Origin of the sequence: Novosphingobium naphthalenivorans NBRC 102051 (assembly GCF_001590985.1) — a bacterium.
GTDB lineage: Bacteria > Pseudomonadota > Alphaproteobacteria > Sphingomonadales > Sphingomonadaceae > Novosphingobium > Novosphingobium naphthalenivorans.
On the sequence record NZ_BCTX01000063.1, the window covers coordinates 1 to 20,259 of the forward strand.

General features: G+C 67.2%; 18 protein-coding genes. 8 read left to right on the plus strand and 10 right to left on the minus strand.

Translation table 11 applies throughout. The annotated features are described in order from the left end of the window. Positions 1-77: 77 nt before the first annotated feature. Both NN5_RS18070 and NN5_RS18075 read right to left on the minus strand, forming a co-directional pair. Entirely contained in the window at positions 78-1,487 is a 1,410-nt protein-coding gene (locus NN5_RS18070; RefSeq protein ID WP_245656603.1) for a succinylglutamate-semialdehyde dehydrogenase, read from the minus strand. A gap of 151 nt (positions 1,488-1,638) precedes the next feature. Further along, entirely contained in the window at positions 1,639-3,042 is a 1,404-nt protein-coding gene (locus NN5_RS18075) for a protein adenylyltransferase SelO family protein (protein WP_067736553.1), read from the minus strand. A gap of 65 nt (positions 3,043-3,107) precedes the next feature. Between NN5_RS18075 and NN5_RS18080 the strand changes: the two genes are divergently transcribed. From NN5_RS18080 to NN5_RS18100, 5 genes are all read left to right on the plus strand, one after another. Continuing rightward, positions 3,108-3,977 (plus strand): alpha/beta fold hydrolase, encoded by an 870-nt coding sequence (locus tag NN5_RS18080; protein ID WP_067736555.1) that lies wholly within the window; start codon positions 3,108-3,110, stop codon positions 3,975-3,977. 11 nt (positions 3,978-3,988) lie between these two features. Then, positions 3,989-5,116 (plus strand): glycosyltransferase, encoded by a 1,128-nt coding sequence (locus NN5_RS18085; protein WP_067736617.1) that lies wholly within the window; start codon positions 3,989-3,991, stop codon positions 5,114-5,116. A 120-nt stretch (positions 5,117-5,236) separates the two neighbouring features. Continuing rightward, positions 5,237-6,037, plus strand: a complete 801-nt coding sequence (locus NN5_RS18090; RefSeq protein WP_067736558.1) for a tetratricopeptide repeat protein — start codon at positions 5,237-5,239, stop codon at positions 6,035-6,037. A gap of 23 nt (positions 6,038-6,060) precedes the next feature. Further along, entirely contained in the window at positions 6,061-7,443 is a 1,383-nt protein-coding gene (locus tag NN5_RS18095; RefSeq protein WP_067736560.1) for an outer membrane protein assembly factor BamB family protein, read from the plus strand. Between the two features lie 83 nt (positions 7,444-7,526). Continuing rightward, positions 7,527-8,879 carry a methyltransferase family protein gene (locus NN5_RS18100; protein ID WP_067736563.1) on the plus strand — a complete coding sequence of 451 codons (1,353 nt, stop codon included), beginning with the start codon at positions 7,527-7,529 and terminating at the stop codon, positions 8,877-8,879. 9 nt (positions 8,880-8,888) lie between these two features. Here the strand turns inward: NN5_RS18100 and NN5_RS18105 are convergent, their stop codons facing one another. From NN5_RS18105 to NN5_RS18115, 3 genes are read right to left on the minus strand one after another with little or no spacing between them, the layout of a single operon-like run. Further along, positions 8,889-9,188 carry a putative quinol monooxygenase gene (locus NN5_RS18105; protein WP_067736565.1) on the minus strand — a complete coding sequence of 100 codons (300 nt, stop codon included), beginning with the start codon at positions 9,186-9,188 and terminating at the stop codon, positions 8,889-8,891. A 1-nt stretch (position 9,189) separates the two neighbouring features. After that, positions 9,190-10,563, minus strand: coding sequence for a glutamate--cysteine ligase (locus tag NN5_RS18110; protein ID WP_067736567.1), 1,374 nt, complete (start codon positions 10,561-10,563; stop codon positions 9,190-9,192). 58 nt (positions 10,564-10,621) lie between these two features. Then, entirely contained in the window at positions 10,622-11,380 is a 759-nt protein-coding gene (locus tag NN5_RS18115) for a 16S rRNA (uracil(1498)-N(3))-methyltransferase (protein ID WP_067736569.1), read from the minus strand. A gap of 154 nt (positions 11,381-11,534) precedes the next feature. Between NN5_RS18115 and ubiA the strand changes: the two genes are divergently transcribed. Beyond that, complete coding sequence (gene ubiA, locus NN5_RS18120; protein ID WP_067736572.1) at positions 11,535-12,464, plus strand: 4-hydroxybenzoate octaprenyltransferase; 930 nt, start codon at positions 11,535-11,537, stop codon at positions 12,462-12,464. A 61-nt stretch (positions 12,465-12,525) separates the two neighbouring features. Here ubiA and NN5_RS18125 read toward each other — a convergent pair whose 3' ends face one another. Then, the gene (locus NN5_RS18125) at positions 12,526-12,912 is read right to left on the minus strand and encodes a VOC family protein (RefSeq protein WP_067736620.1); all 387 of its coding nucleotides are present in this window, start codon (positions 12,910-12,912) and stop codon (positions 12,526-12,528) included. A 135-nt stretch (positions 12,913-13,047) separates the two neighbouring features. On the opposite strand from NN5_RS18125, the gene soxR reads away from it, so the two are divergent. Beyond that, entirely contained in the window at positions 13,048-13,488 is a 441-nt protein-coding gene (soxR, locus tag NN5_RS18130; protein WP_067736575.1) for a redox-sensitive transcriptional activator SoxR, read from the plus strand. On the opposite strand, the gene NN5_RS18135 is transcribed toward soxR, so the two are convergent. The 4 genes from NN5_RS18135 to NN5_RS18150 all read right to left on the minus strand — a co-directional run bounded on the left by NN5_RS18135 (position 13,489) and on the right by NN5_RS18150 (position 19,163). Continuing rightward, positions 13,489-16,926, minus strand: a complete 3,438-nt coding sequence (locus NN5_RS18135; protein WP_067736578.1) for a chromosome segregation SMC family protein — start codon at positions 16,924-16,926, stop codon at positions 13,489-13,491. 27 nt (positions 16,927-16,953) lie between these two features. Beyond that, positions 16,954-17,712, minus strand: coding sequence for a DsbA family protein (locus NN5_RS18140; protein WP_067736580.1), 759 nt, complete (start codon positions 17,710-17,712; stop codon positions 16,954-16,956). A 117-nt stretch (positions 17,713-17,829) separates the two neighbouring features. Beyond that, on the minus strand, positions 17,830-18,594 hold the full coding sequence (locus NN5_RS18145) for a DsbA family protein (RefSeq protein ID WP_067736582.1): 765 nt from the start codon (positions 18,592-18,594) through the stop codon (positions 17,830-17,832). Then, on the minus strand, positions 18,594-19,163 hold the full coding sequence (locus NN5_RS18150; RefSeq protein WP_067736585.1) for a DUF721 domain-containing protein: 570 nt from the start codon (positions 19,161-19,163) through the stop codon (positions 18,594-18,596). The genes NN5_RS18145 and NN5_RS18150 overlap by 1 nt, the downstream gene beginning before the upstream one ends. A gap of 29 nt (positions 19,164-19,192) precedes the next feature. Between NN5_RS18150 and NN5_RS18155 the strand changes: the two genes are divergently transcribed. After that, positions 19,193-20,257: an A/G-specific adenine glycosylase gene (locus tag NN5_RS18155; RefSeq protein ID WP_067736588.1), complete on the plus strand. Its 1,065-nt coding sequence runs from the start codon at positions 19,193-19,195 to the stop codon at positions 20,255-20,257. Positions 20,258-20,259: the final 2 nt, after the last annotated feature.

The following is a 20,259-nucleotide window of genomic DNA, read 5'->3' on the forward strand; positions in this document are numbered from 1 at the left end:
CTTCAGGCCCCGCCTACTTCAGGCCCCGCCTACTTCAGGCCCCGCCTACTTCAGGCCCCGCCTACTTCAGGCCCCGCCTACTTCAGGCCTACGCCGATCACGGCCCGCGGCTGTTCCATTTCGCCCGAAGCGACCGGATAGGCGCAGTAGTCGGCGGCGTAGTAGCCGGTTGGACGGTGGTTGCCCGACAGCCCGATACCGCCGACGGGGCCGGCATGGCTGGGGTTCACCGTCGCCCGGTTCCAGTTGACGATCCCGGCCCGGGCATTGGCCCAGAACTTGTTGTATTCCTGCGGGGTGCCGCCCACCAGCGAGGCGGCGAGGCCGAACCGGGTGTTGTTGGTCTCGGCAATGGCTTCGTCGAAATCCTCGACCCGGATCACTTGCAGGATCGGCCCGAACAGTTCCACGTCCGGCCGGTCCTTCATCGCGGTCGTGTCGATGATCGCGGGGCTCAGGAACGGGAGCGATTCGTTCGGGCGCACGAGGTGCTTGATCGCCTTGCCGCCGTGGCTGAGCAGGTAGAGGAAGCTTTCGGTCAGCCCGTCGGCGGCCATGTTGTCGATCACCGGGCCCATGAACGGCGCGGGCTCGTCGAAAGGCGCGCCGAAGATCACGCGGTCTGCCAGCGCTTTCACTTCGGATAGGACGGCATCGTAGATCGAGGATTTCACGATCAGCCGGCGGGTCGCCGTGCAGCGCTGGCCGGTGGTGGCGAAGGCGGACTGGACGATGAGCGCCGCCGCGTCGGTCAGCTTGGGCGTGTCCCACACGACCATTGCGTTGTTGCCGCCCATTTCCAGAGCGACCATCTTGTCCGGCCGGGTGGCCAGGCGGCGGTTGATGGCAATGCCGGTATTGGCCGAACCGGTGAACAGCACGCCATCGACGCCTTCGTGCGAGACGAAAGCCTGCCCCTCGGCGGGGCCGCCCACGGCCAGTTGCATGATCGCGGCGGAAATGCCGGCGCGGCTGAAGCAACGGGCCAGGATCTCGCCCGAGGCCGGCGCCTTTTCGCTCGGCTTGAAGATCACCACGTTGCCCGCGATCAGCGCAGGCACGATGTGGGCGTTGGGCAAGTGCGCGGGGTAATTGTAGGGGCCCAGCACGACCAGCACGCCATGCGGTTTGTGGCGCACGGCCATGGTGCCCTGCAGCGCGGAGTCCAGCTTGCGCTGGCTGGTGCGCTCGGCATAGGCGCGAATCGAGATCTCGACCTTGTTGATGACGAGTTCGACTTCGGCGTGGGCTTCCCACAAGGGCTTGCCCGTCTCGCGCGCGATCGTGGTCGCCAGCTTTTCGGCTTCCTTGCGCACTTCGTTGGCGAAGCGGCGGACCAGTTCCATGCGGGTCGACAGCGGCTGCGCGGCCCAGGCCGGCCAGGCCCGGCGCGCGCGCGCAACCGTCTCGTCGACGTCGCACGCTTTGCCGCGCCAGATTTCCGTGCCGGTCGCGGGTTCGCAGGAAACGATCTCTGCCTTGCTCACGTTACTGACAGGTCCCCGGTCACTGGCTACCGCTGTTGCTGTTGTGGCTGCACCGTCCATTACGGCTAAAGATCCGTTACCTAAAAGTGTTCTCGAATTCCCAGCTTATGGCACAGGTATTCCTACCGGGGTGCTAACGTAGGGCTGAAATTTACCATTTATCCTGCGGACGGGGCGGTTCGCCGAGATTTCTCCCAAGCTCCCGGATTTCCGAGACTTTCGTGTGCAGCGCGGACCAATCGTCATGCTCGTCGATGGCGGACCAGATGCGTTCGACCTCGTCGATCAGGATTCCGGGCGGTTCGTCCTGCTGCCAGAATGCCCCGTCGGCTTCGGTTGCCTTTTCATACTCGCGCAGCAGCGCGCCGAAGCCGTCGTCCCCCGCCGCGCGGCCGGCGCGATGCGTGAAGAAGAAGCGTTCGGGCGCTTCGCCGCTTTCCGTCATGCTCCGCTCGGCGGCCTGGATCAGCGCGGTATCCGCCTCCGCGCCCCGGGATACGACGCCCAGCCGCCAGGTGAAGCGGCGGGCCATGGCATCCTGATAGAGCGCCCCGAAGCGGTCGAGCGCGGCCACGAGCGGTTCGGTGTCGGCCAGCAGGCGCAGCGCCACGGCCAACTGGCCGCAGTTCCACAGCAGGGCTTCGGGCTGGCGGCCGAAGGCGTAGAGGCCGCCGTAATCGAAATAAGCGGCGGTAAAGCGCGGGTCCCACTTGGGCAGCCAGCGCCAGGGGCCGTAGTCGAAGCTTTCGCCCGAAATGTTCATGTTGTCGGTATTGAGCACGCCGTGGACGAACCCGGCGGCCATCCAGCTCGCCGCGAGATCGGCCAGCCGCTCGACTACCTGATGCAGCAGGATCACGGCCGGTTCGTCGCGCCCGGGGGCATCGGCGGGCGGCTCGCCGCCGGGGTAAGTGTCCAGGCAATAGGCCACCAGCGCGGCCATCTGGTCCTTTTCGTCGTGGGCGAGCAGGCGCTGGAAGCTGCCGATACGGATGTGCCCGTGGCTGAGACGCACGAGCACGGCCGAGCGGGTGGGCGAGGGCTCGTCGCCGCGCCACAGCGATTCGCCGGTTTCGATCACCGAGAACGTCTTGCTGGTGTTCACGCCCAGCGCTTCGAGCATTTCGGTGGCGAGAATTTCGCGCACCGCGCCTTTCAGCGTCAGCCGTCCGTCGCCGTCGCGGCTGTAGGGCGTGCGGCCCGATCCCTTGGTGCCGAGATCGAGCAGCCGCCCGTCGCCGTCGCGCATCTGGGCAAAGAGGAAACCGCGTCCGTCGCCAATGTCCGGGTTGTAGGAGCGGAACTGATGGCCGTGATAGCGCAGCGCCAGCGGGCGGGGCAGGTTGTCCGCAAGTGGCTCGAAACGGCCGAAATGGGCGGTCCAGGCCTCATCCGTCAGATCGCCGAGCCCCACCGCGCCGGCCCACCGGTCGTTGCGGAAACGCAGCTCGTGTTTGGGGAAGGCGGCTGCCGGCACCGGATCGCCGATCCACTCGGCGATGGTGTCGATGCGGGCATCGGGGCGATAAGCGCTTGCTTGCGGTTCGCTTCGCATCAGACGATAGTGGGGAGTGCAGGTCCGCCGATCAAGGCGCGCGCACAGGAGGTTGCCGTTTCGGCATGACGAATTTCGAGGATCGGTTCTGGTCGAGCCGCGACGGACTCAAGCTGCATTTCCGCGATTACCCGGGCCCCGAGGCGGGCGATGGCGGCGGCGTGCCGGTCCTGTGCCTGCACGGGCTGACCCGCAATGCGCGCGATTTCGATGTGCTCGCCCCGCGTCTGGCCACGGCCCGGCGCGTGCTCTGCCCCGACATGCGCGGGCGCGGTGACAGCGAATATGCCAAGGATTCGGCCAGCTACACGCCGATGCAATATTGCGAGGACGTTCTCGAACTGCTGGAGCAGGAAGGGATCGACCGTTTCGTCGCCATCGGCACGTCGCTGGGCGGGCTGATGACGATGGGGCTGGCCACCGTGATCCCGCAGCGCATCGCCGGCGCCGTCATCAACGATGTCGGGCCGCGCCTTGAACCGGCGGGGCTGGCGCGGATCAAGGACTATGTCGGACAGGGGCGCAGCTACCCCACCTGGGTTCATGCCGCGCGCGGGATCGAGGCGGCGCAAGGGGCTGCGCACCCCGGCCAGCCGCTCGATTTCTGGATCGGCATGGCCAAGCGGGTGATGACGCTGACCAGCAACGGCCGCATCGCCTTCGACTACGACATGAAGATCGCCGAGCCGTTCCTCGATTTCGATGTCGACAGCCAGCCGGACCTCTGGCCGGCGTGGGATGCGCTGGCGGGGCGGCCGGTGCTGATCCTGCGCGGGGCTTTGTCTGATCTGCTGACGCAGGCCACGCTGGCGGAAATGGTCCGCCGGGTGCCGGGCGCCGAAGCGCTCACGCTGGCCGATACCGGCCATGCCCCCACGCTGGACGAGCCCGAATCGGTTGCCGCGATCGAGCGTCTTCTGGAACGCGTGCCTTGAGCAGCACCGGCTTGCGCGTCCTGCACCTTCATTCGAGCTTCGCGGCGGGCGGCAAGGAACTGCGCGCGGCGCGTCTGATGAACGCGTTCGGGCTTGCGGCCGAACATGCCGTCGTTTCTGCCCAGAGCGGAGCCTATGGCGCATCGGTTGCGCTCGATCCGGCCCTGACCGTGGCCTATCCGCAGGACTTCCCCAGCTTGCAGGGCCGCCCCGAACCCTTGCGCCTGCTGCGCCTTGCGCGCGCCATGCGCGGCTTCGGCCTGATCCTGACGTACAACTGGGGCGCGATGGACGCGGTGCTGGCCCACCGGCTCTATGGCGGGCTGCTGGGCCTGCCGCCGCTGGTCCATCACGAAGACGGGTTCAACGAGGACGAGGCGGATGGCCTCAAGCCTGCGCGCAACCTGTTCCGGCGCGTGGCCCTGGGGCGGGCCTCGGCGCTGGTGGTGCCCTCGCGGCGGCTCGAAGCGATCGCGCTGGAGGCCTGGCACCAGCCCGCATCGCGCGTGCGGCTGATTATCAACGGTATCAATATCGCGGCCTACCGGGACCTGCCTCCGGCTGACGCCGTGCCGGGCCTCGTCAAGATGCCGGGCGTGAAATGGGTGGGCACGCTGGCGGGCCTGCGCGCGGTCAAGAACCTGCCCCGGCTCGTGCGGGCTTTCGCCGCGCTGCCGGAGGACTGGCATCTCGTCATTGTGGGCGAGGGGCCTGAACGTAGCGCGATCGAGGCGCAGGCGGCGGCCTGCGGCCTTGCCGGACGCGTGCACTTGCCCGGCTTCGTGGCCGATCCCGCGCGCGTGGTGGGGCTTTTCGATATTTTCGCGCTGTCTTCCGACAGCGAGCAGTTCCCGATCTCGGTAGTGGAAGCGATGGCGGCGGGCAAAGCCGTGGCCTCGCCCGCCGTCGGTGACGTGGCGGTGATGGTCTCCGGCGAAAACCGGCCTTTCGTCACGCCCGCCGGAGACGAGGCGGCTCTTGCGGATTCGCTGGCCCGGCTGGCGGCAGACGAGTCCCTGCGGTCAGCGGTCGGCGCAGCGAATCGCGCGCGGGCACTCGCGGACTATGACGAGGCCACGATGATTGCCGCCTATCGCCAGACTTATGCACGGGCGATGGGCCGGAGTGCCTTTCCTTAGCCGCATTCTCCGTTCAGGCGTGCTTCACGGCGAGGAATGCAGCGATCTCCCCGTTGAAAAGCCCTGTCCATACGCTAAACAGCCCCGCAACCATCCAGACTACCGCGGAAAGCGCCCAAATTGGCCCTGCCTCCTGACAAGACCTCGAAAGCCGAAGACAAGAAAGCCGCGCAGCTGGCTGCCCAGCAGGACGTGTTCCTGCGTGAGGTGGACGATGCCCTGCGCCAGGATCAGGTCGAAGGCTTCATGAAAAACTTCGGCAAGCCGCTGCTGGCCGTGATCGTGCTGGGCCTCGCTGGCTTTGCCGGGTGGATCTACTGGAGCCACCGCCAGACCCAGGAACTGGAAGGCCAGACCGAAGCCTTCGTGCAGGCGCTCGACAGTGTGCAGGCCAGCAACTGGGACGATGCCAAGGCCAAGCTGGAGCCGCTCGCGGCCAAGGGCACGGACGGCAATGCCACGTCCGCCCGGCTGATGCTGGCGGCGATTGCGCTGGAAAAGGACAACAAGGCCGAAGCGCTCAAGCTCTACCGGCAGGTCTCGTCCGACGCCAAGGCGCCGCAGCCGCTGCGCGATCTGGCGAATGTGCGTGAAGTCGCTGCCGATTTCGATGCGATGAAGCCGCAGGATGTGGTCGACCGGCTCAAGCCGCTTGCCGCGCCGGGCAACCCGTGGTTCGGCGTGGCCGGCGAAATGGTGGGCATGGCCTACCTCAAGCAGGGCAAGAAGGATCAGGCCGGTCCGCTGTTCGGCGCGATCGCCAGGGACGAAACCGTCAACGAGGGCCTGCGCAGCCGCGCCCGCCAGCTGGCCGCCGTGCTCGGTGTCGATGCACTGGCCGGCGTTGTCGATGAAAAGGGCGAACCGCTCGACAAGCCGATCGTGAGAGTGGTCAAAGCGGCGGATGCCGGCGATAAATGAACATGACTTGTGAGGATCCGCGTATGAAGGCACTTGCCTCGAACACCCGCCGCCCTGCCGTCCGCACCCCCGGCACGCGCAAGATCGTGCCCTTGGTTGCGCTGGCACTGCTGGCGGGCCTGTCGGGCTGCAAGATGCTCGGCGGCGGGGGCAAGGGTGGCCCCAAGACGCCGACAGTGGGGGAGCGCGTGCCGATTCTCTCGCGTATCGAGAGCGGCGCCAAGGTCGATCCGACGCTGGCCACGGTTGCGGTGATCCTGCCGCCCGAACAGGTCAATGCCGACTGGGCGCAGGGCGGCGGCACGGCCAACAAGTCTTATGGGCACCTGGCGCTGGCGGCGAACCCCACCCGCGTCTGGACGGCGCAGATCGCGGGATCGTCCAACCGCCAGCGTCTCGCGGCCTCGCCGGTGATCGGTGACGGCCGGCTCTATGTGATGGACACCGATGGCGTGGTTCACGCCTTCGATGCGCAGAGCGGCGCGCACTTGTGGACCAAGAGCTTCGCCGTGAAGGGCGATGGCTCCAATTCGGTGTTCGGCGGCGGTGTCAGCTATGACAATGGCCACGTCTATATCACGACCGGTCTGGGCGAAGTGGCCGCGCTCGAAGCGGCGACGGGCAATCAGATCTGGAGCACCAAGCCTGCGGGCCCGCTGCGCGGCGCGCCGACGATTGCGTTCAACGCGGTCTATGTGATGACGCAGGACAACCAGATCTTCTCGCTCGATGCGGCGGACGGCAAGCTGATCTGGAACGAATCGGGCTCGCTGACGCAGGCCGGCGTGTTCGGCGTCGCGGCTCCGGCAGCGGGGCAGGGCACGGTGATTGCCGGATATTCGTCCGGTGAACTCGTCGCCTACCGTTATGAAAACGGCCGCCAGCTCTGGTCCGACGCATTGGCGCGCACTTCGATCTCGACCGAGGTGGGCAGCCTCACCGACGTTGACGCCGATCCGATCATCGACCGGGGCAATGTCTTCGCACTGGGCCAGGGCGGCCGTATGGCGGCTTACGAGCTGGTGACCGGGCAGCGCATGTGGGAACTCAACCTCGCCGGCATTTCCACGCCGGCCGTGGCGGGTGACTGGGTGTTCACGCTCGACGATCATGCCGAGATCCTCGCCATCGCGCGCACCACGGGCCGGGTGCGCTGGCTGACCCAGCTGACTCGTTACAAGAACGAGAAGAAGCGCAAGAATCCGTTCTTCTGGGTGGGGCCGGTGCTGGCCGGTGACAAGCTGTGGGTGGCGAACTCGCATGGGCAGATCGGCACGGTCGATCCGGCGACGGGCACTTACACGAAGTTCGCCGAAGTCAGCGATGCCGTGATGCTGGAGCCGGTGGTCGCGAACAAGACGCTCTACATCCTCGACAATTCGGGCCGGATCACAGCGTTCCGCTGATCCGGACGGGGAGAGGGGACAAGGCGGGACGCGGACGCATCCCGTTTCTGACCCCTTAACCATTTTTGACTAGGGCATGGCGCATGAGCAATGCCCAGACCGCCGCGCGCCCCCGGCCCGCCAGTGATGTCTCGGCAGGCGTGGGCCTGTCGGGGCTGGCCGCCCTCTTCGTATGGGTGATGATCTGCCGCAACTGGGCATCGATCGCCGATACCTTTGCGCTGCCCGGCCCACATGCACCGATGAGCGGCCCTTACGCTTCGGTGGCCACGCTGCTCGTGACCGGGACGGTCATGGGGCTGTGGTCGGTGCTGGCCGACAAAGTGCACTTGCGCCCCTCCACCGGGATCGACTGGAGCGCGCCGCGCCCGCTTTCGGAAACGCTGGACATTTCGATCACCAAGATCGCCGGGCTCTGGTCAACCTGGGCCGCGATCGGTTTCTACTACTGCATCGCCCGCTGGTACTGGGACGGGCAGTATCTCTTCGCGATGGAAGTGATCGGCGTTGCCGCACTGCCGCTGTTCGTGCTGTCGATTGCCTATGTGCTCTGGCTCGACCGCTACCTGATCGAGCCGCGCGACCATGTCTGGCACTTCGGCGCCATGCTGATCGGGCGCGAGGCCTGGGACGCTGGCGAAGTGAAGAAGCACTGGCGCGCCTGGGCCATCAAGGGGTTCTTCGGCGCCTTCATGATCTCGATCCTGCCGCCGGGCTTCGCGCAAGTGGTGAATGCCGATTTCGGGGCGATGGAATATAATCCGGTCGCGCTCGGTTCCACGCTGATTGCAGGGCTGTTCCTCATCGACGTGCAGATCGGCACGGTCGGCTACCTGCTGACCTTCCGCCCGCTCGATGCGCATATCCGCAGCGGCAATCCCCTCCTGGCCGGCTGGGTCGCCGCGCTGATCTGCTATCCGCCTTTCGTATGGGGCACGATGGGGCGGAGCGACGTGCTGGGCTATGAAGTCAACACGGTCGGCTGGGCCGGCGTCTTCGCGACGCATCCGATGCTGCTGTGGCTTTGGGCCGCGCTGATGGTGTGCCTCACCGCGGTCTATGCCTGGGCGACCTTCGCGTTCGGGATCCGCTTTTCCAACCTCACCTATCGCGGCGTGCTGACCAACGGGCCCTACCGCTTTACGCGTCACCCGGCCTATCTGTCGAAAAACCTGTTCTGGTGGGCGTCCACTCTGCCGTTCCTGGTGCGCGACGGTTCGCTGACCGATGCCGTGCGCAATACCGTGCTGCTCGGCGTGGTCAGCGGTATCTATTACTGGCGCGCCCGAACCGAGGAAGCGCACTTGCTGGCTGAAGATCCCAAGTACCGCGAATACTACGAGTGGATGGGCGAGAACGCACTGATCACGCGTTCTCTTTCATGGGTGGGCAAGCGTCTGCAGCCGCGCAATCCGCCGTTGCAGCCCGCGGAATAGACCTGCGGGTCAGAGCGTCTCGCTGGAAGTGACCTCGTGAACTTCCACGCGGCGCCCGGTCATCCCCAGTTCCGCGCGTTCTTCCTGCCAGCGCTTCATGTGCGGCTGTTCGAAGTGGGCCGAAAGCGCCTCGCGGTCACGCCAGGCTTCGCTGATGCGGAACAGGCCCGGCTCCAGCACATCGAAGCCATAGGAATAGGACAGGCAGCCGTCCTCCGCGCGGGTCGCGAGGATCACGCGCTCCAGCGCTTCGAGCGTGGGTTCCAGGGCTTCCACGGGCATCTGGAATTCGCCGGTGACCAGAATCATGTCAGAAGCTCTTCACGCCATAGATGCGGGAAATGTCGCCGCCCCATTCGCCGTGGTAGAGGTCCAGCAGATGCTGGGCCGGAACCTTGCCCGATGCGACGATCTCCGCGAGCGGTTCGAGGAAACCCGTCTCGTTGTCTCCGCCGGTGTTGAGCCGCGCCCTTGCGGCGAGCCCTGAACGCGCGATGTTCAGCACTTCACCGGCAATGTCGCGCAGGGTGCCGCCGCCCGGGATGGGAGCGTCCAGTGCCAGCTTGGGAACGGAGCTGCGCAGCAGTTCGCGCCCTTCCATGTCCCAGTCCTTGACCAGATCCCAGGCCGCGTCGAGCGCGCCCTGATCGTAGAGCAGGCCGACCCACAGCGCGGGCAGGGCGCAGATCCGGCCCCACGGGCCGCCATCGGCGCCGCGCATTTCGAGGAAGGACTTGAGCCGCACTTCGGGGAAGGCGGTGGAGAGGTGGTCGTTCCAGTCGCTCAGGCGCGGCAGTTCGCCGGGCAGGGCGGGCAGCTCACCTTTCAGGAAGTCGCGGAACGACTGGCCTGCGGCGTCGATGTACTTGCCGTCGCGGAACACGAAGTACATCGGCACGTCGAGCATGTAGTCGACATAGCGCTCGTAGCCGAAGCCCTCTTCGAACACGAAGGGCAGCATTCCGGTGCGGGCCGGATCGGTATCCGACCAGATGTGGCTGCGGTAGGAGAGGTAGCCGTTGGGCTTGCCCTCGGTGAAAGGCGAGTTGGCGAAGAGCGCGGTCGCCAGCGGCTGCAGGGCCAGCGAGGTGCGGAACTTCTGCACCATGTCGGCTTCGCTGGAGTAATCGAGGTTCACCTGGATGGTGCAGGTGCGCAGCATCATGTCGAGGCCCATCGAGCCCACGCGCGGCATGTGCCGCAGCATGATCGCATAGCGCCCCTTGGGCATGATCGGCAGCGCTTCGCGCGTCTTGTCCGGCCACATGCCGAGACCGAGGTAGCCCTTGCCGATACGGTCGCCGATGGTCTTCACCTGGGCGAGATGGCGGCCCGTCTCGTTGCACGTCTCGTGCAGGTTTTCGAGAGGCGCGCCAGACAGTTCGAGCTGGCCTGCCGGTTCGAGGCTGACGGTGCCGTCCGCGCCCTTCATGGCGATGACTTTCCCGCCTTCGAGGATCGGCTCCCAGCCGAACTCGGTCAGGGCCATCAGGAGGTCGTGAATCCCTCCGGGCTCGTCATAGGACGGGGCGTGGTGATCGCCGGTGTCATAGACGAATTTTTCGTGCTCGGTGCCGATCCGCCACTTTTCGCGCGGCTTCTCGCCCGCGGCCATCGGCGCGGCGAGTTGATCAAGGCTTTCGACGATCGGATCGTCGCGATCCGATACCTCCCTGGTGCTCATGCCGCGGGAAGTAGGGATGCGCCGGGCCGGATGCCAGCACTATTTGCTGGAGGGACGGTCAATTTCCGCCGGAGGACCAATCGCCTGCGACGGCCATCCACAGCGCCGTGGCGGCAATGCTGGCGGTTTCTCCGCGAAGGATGCGGGGGCCGAGCGAGATCGCGCGCGCGTTCGGATGGGCCCGGATCGCCGCGCGCTCGCTGTCGTCGAAGCCGCCTTCCGGCCCGACCAGCAAGGCCGCCGGGCCCGGTGCGGCGGCAAAAGCGGCAGCGGGAGGCTGGCCGCCCTGCTCGTCGGCGAAGAACAGCACGCGGTCTTCGGGCCAGTCCCGCAGCAGGGTTTCGAGCCGTTCCACCGGCGCCAGTTCCGGCAGGGCCGTTCGCGCGCATTGTTCGGCGGCTTCGGTGACAATGGTCATCGCGCGGCCGGGGTTGAGCTTGTCGGCGACGCAGCGCCGCGTCACCACGCCCTGGATGCGCCGCACGCCCAGTTCGGTCGCCTTTTCGAGGACGAGATCGAAGTTCGGTTTCTTGAGCAAGGCGGCGCAGAGCCAGAAATCGGGAACCTGCTCGCGTTCGCGCAGCCGTTCGCGCGGCTCCAGCACGAGATCGCGCTTGCCGGCGGCCGTCACTTCGGCGGCCCATTCGCCGGTCATGTCGTCGCACAGAACCACGGCATCGCCAGGGGCGGCACGCATGACCTTGAGCAGATAGTGCGCCTGCCCCTCTCCAATCGTAACGGGGCTTCCGGCTGTCAGCGGGCCCGGTACGAACAGGCGCGGCGCCGAGCGCGGCGGCCAGGCAGGGGTAGCTCCCATCGGTAATGCTTCCGTCAGAGTTGGCAATCGGCGGCCTTGTTGCGTGATCGCCTGTCCGGCGCAATGGACAAATCGCCCTGCCTGCCGCCCTTCCTTGCGTTCGCCCCTGACATGGCGGCTGACATGGCGGCGGCAATCGATTAGAGCGTGCAACGTGAACGAACCATCACCTCTTTCGGACCTCGGCGTTCCCGATACCGAGCACCGGGGCTTCGTGGCCTCGCTGCCGGAGCCTATCCGGTCCTACGCGATGCTGGCCCGGTTTGACCGGCCGATCGGATCGTGGCTGCTGTTCTGGCCTTGCGCCTGGGGCGTGCTGCTGGCCGGCGGGGAAGAGCGCTGGGGCCTGATCCTGTGGCTGCTGCTGGGCTCGGTGGCGATGCGCGGGGCGGGCTGCGTCTATAACGACATCGTCGATGCCGATCTCGACCGGCAGGTCGCCCGCACCGCTGCGCGGCCGGTGGCGAGCGGCCGGGTGAGCCTGCAGGCCGCCTGGAGCTGGCTTGCCGTGCTGTGCCTGGTGGGGCTGGTGGTGCTGCTGCAATTGCGCTTTGAGGCGCAACTGGTGGCGCTGGGCAGCATTGCGCTGGTGGCGGCCTATCCTTTCATGAAGCGCGTGACCTGGTGGCCGCAGGCCTGGCTCGGGCTGGTCTTCACCTGGGGGTCGCTGGTCGGCTGGGTGGAAGTCCGCAGCGACCATCTGGAGGCACTTGCGGCGCTCTATGCGGGCAGTATCGTGTGGTGCATCGGCTATGACACGATCTATGCCCTGCAGGACCGGGAAGACGATGCGCTGGTCGGCATTCGCTCCTCGGCGCTGCGGCTGGGATCACGCGTGCGGGCCGGCGTGGGCGCTTTCTATGCGCTCGCCGTGGCCTTCTGGGCGCTCGCGTTCTGGGCCCTGCGGCCGGACTGGGTGGCACTCGTCGCGCTCGCGCCGGTGGTTCTGCACATGGCCTTCCAGGTTCTCACGCTCGATCCCGACAATGGCGAGAACGCGCTGGCCCGCTTCCGCTCCAACCGCGATCTCGGCCTCGTCATGGCGCTGGCCTGCTGGGTGGTGGGCAACGCGGGCGTGATCTGACGGCGCCTTGCGGGCGGAGCGGGGGTGGCGATACCACGCCCCGGTCCATGTGATGAGCGGCTCATTCATAGCTCACCACCTCGAACTCGATACCGTCCCAGTCGAAGAAGTAGAAGCGGCGGCCGGGGGTGTAGTCGGCATGATTGAACGGTTCGAGGCCGGCGGCGATCACCACCTGCTCCGCCGCGTCGAGATCCTCGACCAGCAGTCCGATGTGATTGAGCGGTGCGCCTTTGACGAAACGGCCGTGCGGGGCGCGGTCGGTATAGACGGCGATATAGCTGAATTCCTCGCCGACATGGATCGTCTCGCCGCCGTTGATGGCTGGGCCGCGCCAGCGTTCTTCCCAGCCGAGCAGGTCCTGCAGCAGCCTGGACGAGCGCTCTATGTCGCTGACCGTGATGTTCGCGTGTTCGAGGCGGCCTCGGGGGTTGGCCGGGTGTGTCATCATTGCAACTCCTTGCTGTGCTGGCGAATCGGCCGGCTTGGCAAAGATGCGATCTCAAGTTAGCTTGAGCTCAAGCAGAAAATTGAACCCCCAAATCGCCCCCCCGGAAAAATCGAGCCCCCAAGCGAACCCCGCATGTCCCAGGACCGTTTCATTTCCATCGGCGATCTGTCGCGCCGCACTGGCGTCGCCGTTTCGGCCATCCGTTTCTACGAGGAGAAGGGGCTGCTCACCGCGCTGCGCACCAGCGGCAATCAGCGCCGGTTCCTGCGCTCGGACATCCGCCGCGTCAGCTTCATCCTGATCGCGCAGAAGCTGGGCCTGGCGCTCGCCGAAATCGAGCGCGAGCTTTCCGCCCTGCCGCAGGGCCGCACGCCGACCCTGGGCGACTGGGAAAAGATCAGCCTTTCGATGCGCGAATCGATCGATGCCCAGATCGGACTGCTCGAACTCACCCGCCGCAAGCTGGAAGAATGCATCGGCTGCGGCTGCCTGAGCCTCGCCAAATGCCATATCTACAATGTGAACGATCATGCCGGCGGGCACGGGACGGGGCCGCGTTTCGTGCTGAAGTAGCTATTCCGCTGCCAGCAGTTCCTCGGCGCCGACAAGATCGACGCTGACCAGCCGGGATACGCCCTTTTCGACCATGGTTACGCCGAACAGCCGGTGCATCCGGCTCATCGTCACGGCATTGTGCGTGACGATGAGGTAGCGGGTGTCGGTTTCCTTCGTCATCGCTTCCAGCAAGTCGCAGAAGCGCTCGATATTGGCATCGTCGAGCGGGGCATCCACCTCGTCGAGGACGCAGATCGGGGCCGGGTTGGTGAGGAACAGGCCGAAGATCAGCGCCACCGCCGTCAGTGCCTGTTCGCCGCCCGAAAGCAGCGTCAGCGATTGCAGGCGCTTGCCCGGCGGCTGGGCGTAGATTTCCAGGCCCGCTTCGAGCGGATCGTCCGAATCGACTAGGGCAAGGTGCGCCTTGCCGCCCTGGAACAGCCGGGTGAACAGCCGCTGGAAATGGCCATCGACCGCTTCGAAGGCCGCACGCAGGCGTTCGCGGCCCTCGCGGTTGAGATTGCCGATCGAGCCGCGCAGGCGGTTCACCGCTTCGGCCAGCTCGGCCTGTTCGGTGACGCTGGTGCCGAGTTGCGCTTCGGCTTCGGCCAGTTCGTCGGCGGCGACGAGATTGACCGGCCCGATCCGTTCGCGGTCTGCGACGAGCTTGTCCATGGCCGCCACTTCGTCGTGCGCGCCGCCGACTTCGGCGGAAACGAAAGCGAAGCGTTCGGGCAGGACCGGCGGCGGGCACTGGAAGCGCTCGCCCGAGATGCGCGCCATTTCGACGCGGCGCTCGTCCTCGTTCTCGGCCCGCGCGGCGGCGCCTGCGCGGCTTTCGCGGGCGCTGGCGAGCGTTTCCTGCGCGGCAGCGAGCGCCGTGTCGGCTTTGCGGGAGCCCTCGGTCATCGCGGCGACGGCCGCTTCGGCTTTGGCCAGTTCTTCGGCAAGGCGCTGGCGCACCGTTTCGCCCTGCTCGATCTGCTCCATCAGGGATGCGGGCTTGGCAGCGATCACTGCGCGCTCGGTTTCGATTTCCTCCAGCCGTCCGGCCATCTGCGCCAGCCGGTTGGTGGCATCGCCCGCGCGCGCCTGCCAGTTCCTGATATCGCCGCGCTGCGAAGTGGTGCGTTCGCGCGCGACCGCGAGCGCCTGATCGTGTGCGGCGAGCGTGGCCGTGGCCGCCTGCAGACGCGCCTTGGCCGCCTCGTTCTTCGCCCGGGCCGCTTCGAGACCGGCCCGCCCGGCCTCGGGATCGGGCAGGGCCGCGCGCTTGGCCTCGGCGGCGGTAAGGTCATGCCCGGCACTGCGGTGCTGCTCGGCCAGTTCCTCAGCGCTGCAGTCCAGTTCCGCGCGGCGGGCCTGATGGCGCGTCTTGGCATCCTCGGCCTGATCGGCGGCGCGCAGGGCATTGCGCTCGGCATTGGCCGCCTCGGCAATGGCCCGCTCGGCCGCGATCACGGCCGCGGACAGGGCGGAGAGCTCCTGCTGGATGCCGGTCTGCCGTTTCTCGGCCGCCGTGACGGCTTCGCGCAGCGGCGGAAGCTGGGCGTCGAGCTCGGCAAAGCGGTTCTCGGCCTCCAGCCTTGCCGCTTCGGCCGCGCCTTCGCCGCGTGCGATAAAACCGTCCCAGCGGCGCAGCACGCCCGCCCGCGTGACCAGCCATTCGCCGGGCTTCAGCGGGCGTGCGTCATCCTCCTCGACCACATGGACCAGCGCCAGCCGCGCGGCGAGCTCCGGCGGACACAGCGTGACATGGGCCGCAAGGCTATCGGCCACCGGAGCAGGTGCATCGGCCCCGGTCCAGAACCGCCCGTCGGCATGGACGACAAGGCCGAGCGGGGCCTTGGCGTCGCGCCCGAGCACGGCGGCCAGCGCGCGCTCATAGCCTGGCGCCGCGCGCACCGCATCGATCGCGGCCTTGAGCCCGTGCGCGGCCTTGGCGCCCTTGGCGCGGGCCTCGCGGTCCCGGAGCAGGGCGCTATGCTCGCGTTCGATCCCCGTCAGGTCGGCGCGGGCACCGGCCAGCGCCGATGCGGCACTGTCGCGCTCGGCCATGAGCTCGCCCTTGCGGGCCTGCAGCGCATCCAGCCCTTCGCGCGCTTTGGTGAGCGCCGTGGTGGCCGCTTCGGCCTCGCTGCGGGCCTTGGAAATGGCGGCGTCGAGGTCTGCGGTTTCGGGCAGGCCGGCAAGCTGGGCCTGAAGCCTTGCGCTTTCCGCGTTCAGGCGGTCGAGCCGGCTGCGCGCCTGCGTCCGCTCGGCTTCGGCGATGCGCCATTCGGCTTCCACGCCCGCCTGCGTGGCCGTCGCCTGTGCCAGATCGAGTTCGGCGGCGCGGGCGGCGCGTTCGGCCCCTTCCAGCGCATTGGCGAGACGGGGACGCTCTGCCTCGTCGGCTTCAAGCTGCCGGGCGCCGTCAGCCAGCTCGCGTTCGAGCCGGGCGAGCGCCTCGGCGGCATCGCGGGTCATGCGATCGGCGTCGCTGCGGTCTTCCTCTAGCCGGGTGCGCTGGCGGTCGAGATCCTTGAGGCGCTGTTCGGCGGCTTCGAGCTGGCTGGTCAGCGTGGCCATGCGGTGGCCCTGCGCGGTGGCATCGTCGCGCCGGTCGGCGAGTTCGTCGCGCGCGGCGATCAGCGCTTCTGCGGCGGCCGCCTGCGCGTCCTGTGCGGCCTTTGCCGCCTCCTGCGCCGCGGCAACACGCGCTTCGGCGGCCTGCGCTTCCTTCCTGGCGGCATCGGCCGCAGCGGCGGCATCGCGCCAGCGGGCGAAGACCAGCCGCGCTTCGGCCAGCCGGATCTGATCGGACAGCGCCTTGTAGCGCTCGGCCGCCTTGGCCTGCCGCCGCAGCGAGGCGACCTGCTTGTCGAGCCCGGCCATGATGTCCTCAAGCCGGGCGAGGTTCGCTTCGGTGGCGCGCAGCTTCTGCTCGGCGTCCTTGCGCCGCACGTGCAGGCCGGCGATGCCCGCCGCTTCTTCCAGCATGGCGCGGCGCTCGGCAGGCTTGGCGGCGATCACGGCGGCAATGCGGCCCTGGCTGACAAGCGCCGGGCTATGCGCGCCGGTCGCGGCATCGGCGAAAGTCAGCGCCACGTCCTTGGCACGCACGTCGCGCCCGTTGATGCGGTAGGCGCTGCCTGCTCCGCGCTCGATGCGGCGCACGACTTCCAGCTCTTCGCGCGTGCCGTCTTCGCGCGTGGAAGTCTCGGCGTGCAGCACCACTTCGGCGAAAGCGCGCGGCGGCCGGTTGGCGGTGCCGGCAAAGATCACGTCTTCCATGCCGCCGCCGCGCATCGACTTGGGCGAACTTTCGCCCATGACCCAGCGGATGGCTTCGAGCAGGTTCGATTTGCCGCAGCCGTTGGGGCCGACGACGCCGGTGAGGCCGGGCTCGATGCGCAGTTCGGCGGGCTCTACGAAGCTCTTGAATCCACTGAGCTTGAGCCGCCTGATGCGCATCGGCGCGCCTTTACCGGAGCAGGCGCATCAGCGCGCGCCTGCCTCTTGCAGCTTGGGCTCCAGTTCCTTCCAGCCCATCGAACCGATCGACGAGCCGTTGATGAAGAAAGTGGGCGTGCCGGTGATATTGTATTCGGTGCTGGCCTTCTCGGTCTCGTCGGCGAGCGCCTTGGCCTTGGCGGCATCGGTCAGGCAGGCCTGGGCCTGATCGCGCGAGATCCCGCGCGAGGAGAAGAATTCGGTCATGCCTGCGGTCTCGGCCAGAGCGCTGATCTGCTGTTCCTTGGGCATCTCGCCGATGGCCTTGAGCCTGGCGTCGCCGGCGGCCTGCACTTTCTCGAACATGTTCGGCTGCCAGGCCCAGAACTGCTCGCTGAGCGGGATCACGGCCTCGGTCGATCCGCAAGTGGCCAGCAGCGAGGCCGAGATGTCGTAAGGATTGAGCATGAAATAGCGCAGTTCGTAGCTGACGCGGCCACTGGCGATGTAGTCGTCGCGCAGCTTTTCAAAGCTTTCCTTGGCGAACTCGGCACAGTGCGAGCAGCTCAGCGCGCCATATTCCACCAGCTTGATCGGGGCCTTGGGATTGCCCATGCGATAGCCGCCCTCGGGCGTCTTCTCGACCACGTCCGCCCAGGCCTTGCCCGCTGGCGGCGCGATGTTCGCGATCGGCTCGCTGGACTTCGGTGCGCCTTCGTCGGCCTTCTTGCCACATGCGGCAAGGCCCAGTGCAAGAGGCAGGACCAGCATACCGAAAACGATCTGGCGGATGGGGGTGCGGGTCATCGTGGCGAATCCTTTGCGAAAGCGGGAAAAGGGCTAACCCAAGGCTGGGACGGAACAAAGCGCCGGAAGGAGAAGCCGGGGATTCTCTCCACAGCTAAACCGGCGGATTTCGGGGCTTCAGATGGCGCCGGCGTGCTCTTCGGCAAGCTTGCCCGTGATCGCCTGGGAAACCGAGGCCCAATCGTGGGCCGGCAGCACTTCGCCGTTCAGTGTGAAGCTGGGGGTGCTGTTGATGCCGAGAGTCGAGGACTCTTCCTGCTGGGCCTTCAGCTTGTCGAGCATGGCCGTATCGGCAAGGCAGGCATCGGCCTGGGCGCGGCTGATGCCCCAGTTCGACATCTTGTCGTAGAAACCGAAGTCGCTGGCGATGGCGCGCATCCGTTCGGGCAGGGTGCCCTGATACCAGCGCTGCTGTTGCGCCTCGGTCATCGTCTGCGCCTTGCCGAGCCATTTTTCCTGCGTGGCGAAAAAGGCATTGTGCCGCACGAAGAAGCGCTTGGGATCGCCGCAATTGGTCAGCAGTGCCACGGTCAGATCAATGGGGTTGCGCAAGAGATTGGTCACAGTGACCGAAACCTGCCCCTTGGGGATCACGGTAAGGCGCAGGACCGGGTCCGATTCCTGCTGGTAATGCGCGCAGTGCGGGCAAGTGTAGCTGACATATTCGGTAAGCTTGACCGGTGCCTCGGGATTGCCGAGCTGGTGGCTGCCATTGGCCGTCACCGTCATCGCGCTGTTCCAGTTCGTGCTCTGCGTTTCGAGGCTCTTGGCCGGCTTGCCGGTAGCCGCGATGCACAGGAAAGCGCCGGCTGTCAGCATAAGGGGAGCCAGGGCAAGGCGGGCAGGCGCGCGCAGCGCGGTCTTTTTCCTGGGGGGCATCATTACTGCTCTTCCTGATTGTTCTTTGCGCTCATGCTGCGCGCCAGCGATTCCAGCACTGCGCGCAGTTCGGGATCGCCGATGTCGCGCAGCGATTCTCCCAGTTCCAGCGGCACGGGCTTGAGCGAAGGCGGAGCAGCCTGCGGCTTTGAAGCAGCCGGAGCCTTAACCTCACCTTGCCGGATCTTCACTTTGGCCACGGCATTGTAGCCGAAGAAGCGGTTCACCCGCTCGACGATCTCGGGAATGACGTGCTGGACGATCGGCGCGTGCGCGGGCACGACGACGAGCTGGAGGATGCCGTCGCTCTTCTCGCCGGGCGGGAAGCGGATCGATTCGGGGCTGCACACGCGGGCATGGCGGGCACCCACGATTTCCGGCCAGCGGGTGACGACGCTCGACTGCACGAAGCCGAACCGGCGGAACGCGGTGCGGCCCACTTCGGGCATCAAGTCCGAGATCGCGCGCGCCGGTCCGCCGCGCGGGCGTTCGTAGCGTTTGAGCCCCGCGGCTGCAGCCTTCGAAGTGCCGGATTGCTTGCGTCCGGATTGTTTGTGATCGTCCCGTTCCATTGTCCGCGCTCCAATGCCATAGCGGCGCCATGGATGCCAGTTCGGATGCCCGTACCAATGCCATTTGGCGCGATCTTCTCGCCTGGTACGATGCCCATGCGCGGGCCCTGCCTTGGCGGGCGCCGCCCGGCGCGCCCGCGCCCGATCCCTACCGCGTGTGGCTGTCCGAAGTGATGCTGCAGCAGACGACGGTGGCGGCAGTGAAGGACTATTTCGCCGCGTTTACCGCCCGCTGGCCAGCGATTCACGATCTGGCGGCGGCCGGGGACGAAGCGGTCATGGCCGCGTGGGCCGGGCTGGGATACTACGCCCGTGCCCGCAACCTGCTGGCCTGCGCGCGCGAAGTGGCGGCGCGGGGCGGGCAGTTCCCCGATACCGAGGAAGAGCTGCGCGCGCTGCCGGGGCTGGGCGCCTATACCGCAGCGGCCGTCGCGGCGATCGCGTTCGGGCGCCGCGCGGTGGTGGTCGATGCCAATGTCGAGCGCGTGGTGGCGCGGCTCTTCGCGATCGGCGAAGCACTGCCGGGCGCGCGCACGGCGATCCGCGAGAAAGCCGATGCGATCACGCCTGATGTCCGCAGCGGCGACTTTGCGCAGGCGATGATGGATCTGGGGGCGACGATCTGCACCAGCCGTTCGCCGCGCTGCCTGCTCTGTCCGCTTTCAGCCCATTGCGAAGCGCGGGCCATGGGCGAACCGGACCGCTTTCCGGTCAAGGCGCCGAAGAAGGCCAAGCCCGCCCGCCGGGGGCAGGCTTACTGGATCGAGCGTGAGGAACGGGTCTGGCTGGTGCGCCGTCCCGGCAAGGGGATGCTCGGCGGGATGCGCGCGCTGCCGGACGACGGCTGGTCGGCGCGCGCGGACGGCTGCGGGGAGGGACCGCTGGCCGGACCGTGGGAAAGCGCAGGCAAAGTGACGCACACCTTCACGCATTTCGGGCTCGACCTGCATCTGGCGGTTTACCTCGGGGCGGATTGGACTAGGTTGCCGCCCGGTGAGGGTGAGTGGTGGCCGCTCGACCGGCTCGGCGAGGCCGGATTGCCCACGCTTTTCGCCAAGGCGGCGCAGCTCGCGCTCGCGGATACCGGAGACTGACG

Bases quoted from the DNA above. Each gene is read 5' to 3' on its own strand.
- NN5_RS18150 (WP_067736585.1), bottom strand. From the start codon at position 19,163: ATGGAACGGGACGATCACAAACAATCCGGACGCAAGCAATCCGGCACT.
- NN5_RS18115 (WP_067736569.1), bottom strand. From the start codon at position 11,380: ATGGGAGCTACCCCTGCCTGGCCGCCGCGCTCGGCGCCGCGCCTGTTC.
- NN5_RS18075 (WP_067736553.1), bottom strand. From the start codon at position 3,042: ATGCGAAGCGAACCGCAAGCAAGCGCTTATCGCCCCGATGCCCGCATC.
- NN5_RS18095 (WP_067736560.1), top strand. From the start codon at position 6,061: ATGAAGGCACTTGCCTCGAACACCCGCCGCCCTGCCGTCCGCACCCCC.
- NN5_RS18110 (WP_067736567.1), bottom strand. From the start codon at position 10,563: ATGAGCACCAGGGAGGTATCGGATCGCGACGATCCGATCGTCGAAAGC.
- NN5_RS18125 (WP_067736620.1), bottom strand. From the start codon at position 12,912: ATGACACACCCGGCCAACCCCCGAGGCCGCCTCGAACACGCGAACATC.
- NN5_RS18135 (WP_067736578.1), bottom strand. From the start codon at position 16,926: ATGCGCATCAGGCGGCTCAAGCTCAGTGGATTCAAGAGCTTCGTAGAG.
- NN5_RS18155 (WP_067736588.1), top strand. From the start codon at position 19,193: ATGGATGCCAGTTCGGATGCCCGTACCAATGCCATTTGGCGCGATCTT.
- NN5_RS18080 (WP_067736555.1), top strand. From the start codon at position 3,108: ATGACGAATTTCGAGGATCGGTTCTGGTCGAGCCGCGACGGACTCAAG.
- soxR (WP_067736575.1), top strand. From the start codon at position 13,048: ATGTCCCAGGACCGTTTCATTTCCATCGGCGATCTGTCGCGCCGCACT.
- NN5_RS18100 (WP_067736563.1), top strand. From the start codon at position 7,527: ATGAGCAATGCCCAGACCGCCGCGCGCCCCCGGCCCGCCAGTGATGTC.
- NN5_RS18145 (WP_067736582.1), bottom strand. From the start codon at position 18,594: ATGATGCCCCCCAGGAAAAAGACCGCGCTGCGCGCGCCTGCCCGCCTT.
- NN5_RS18105 (WP_067736565.1), bottom strand. From the start codon at position 9,188: ATGATTCTGGTCACCGGCGAATTCCAGATGCCCGTGGAAGCCCTGGAA.
- NN5_RS18140 (WP_067736580.1), bottom strand. From the start codon at position 17,712: ATGACCCGCACCCCCATCCGCCAGATCGTTTTCGGTATGCTGGTCCTG.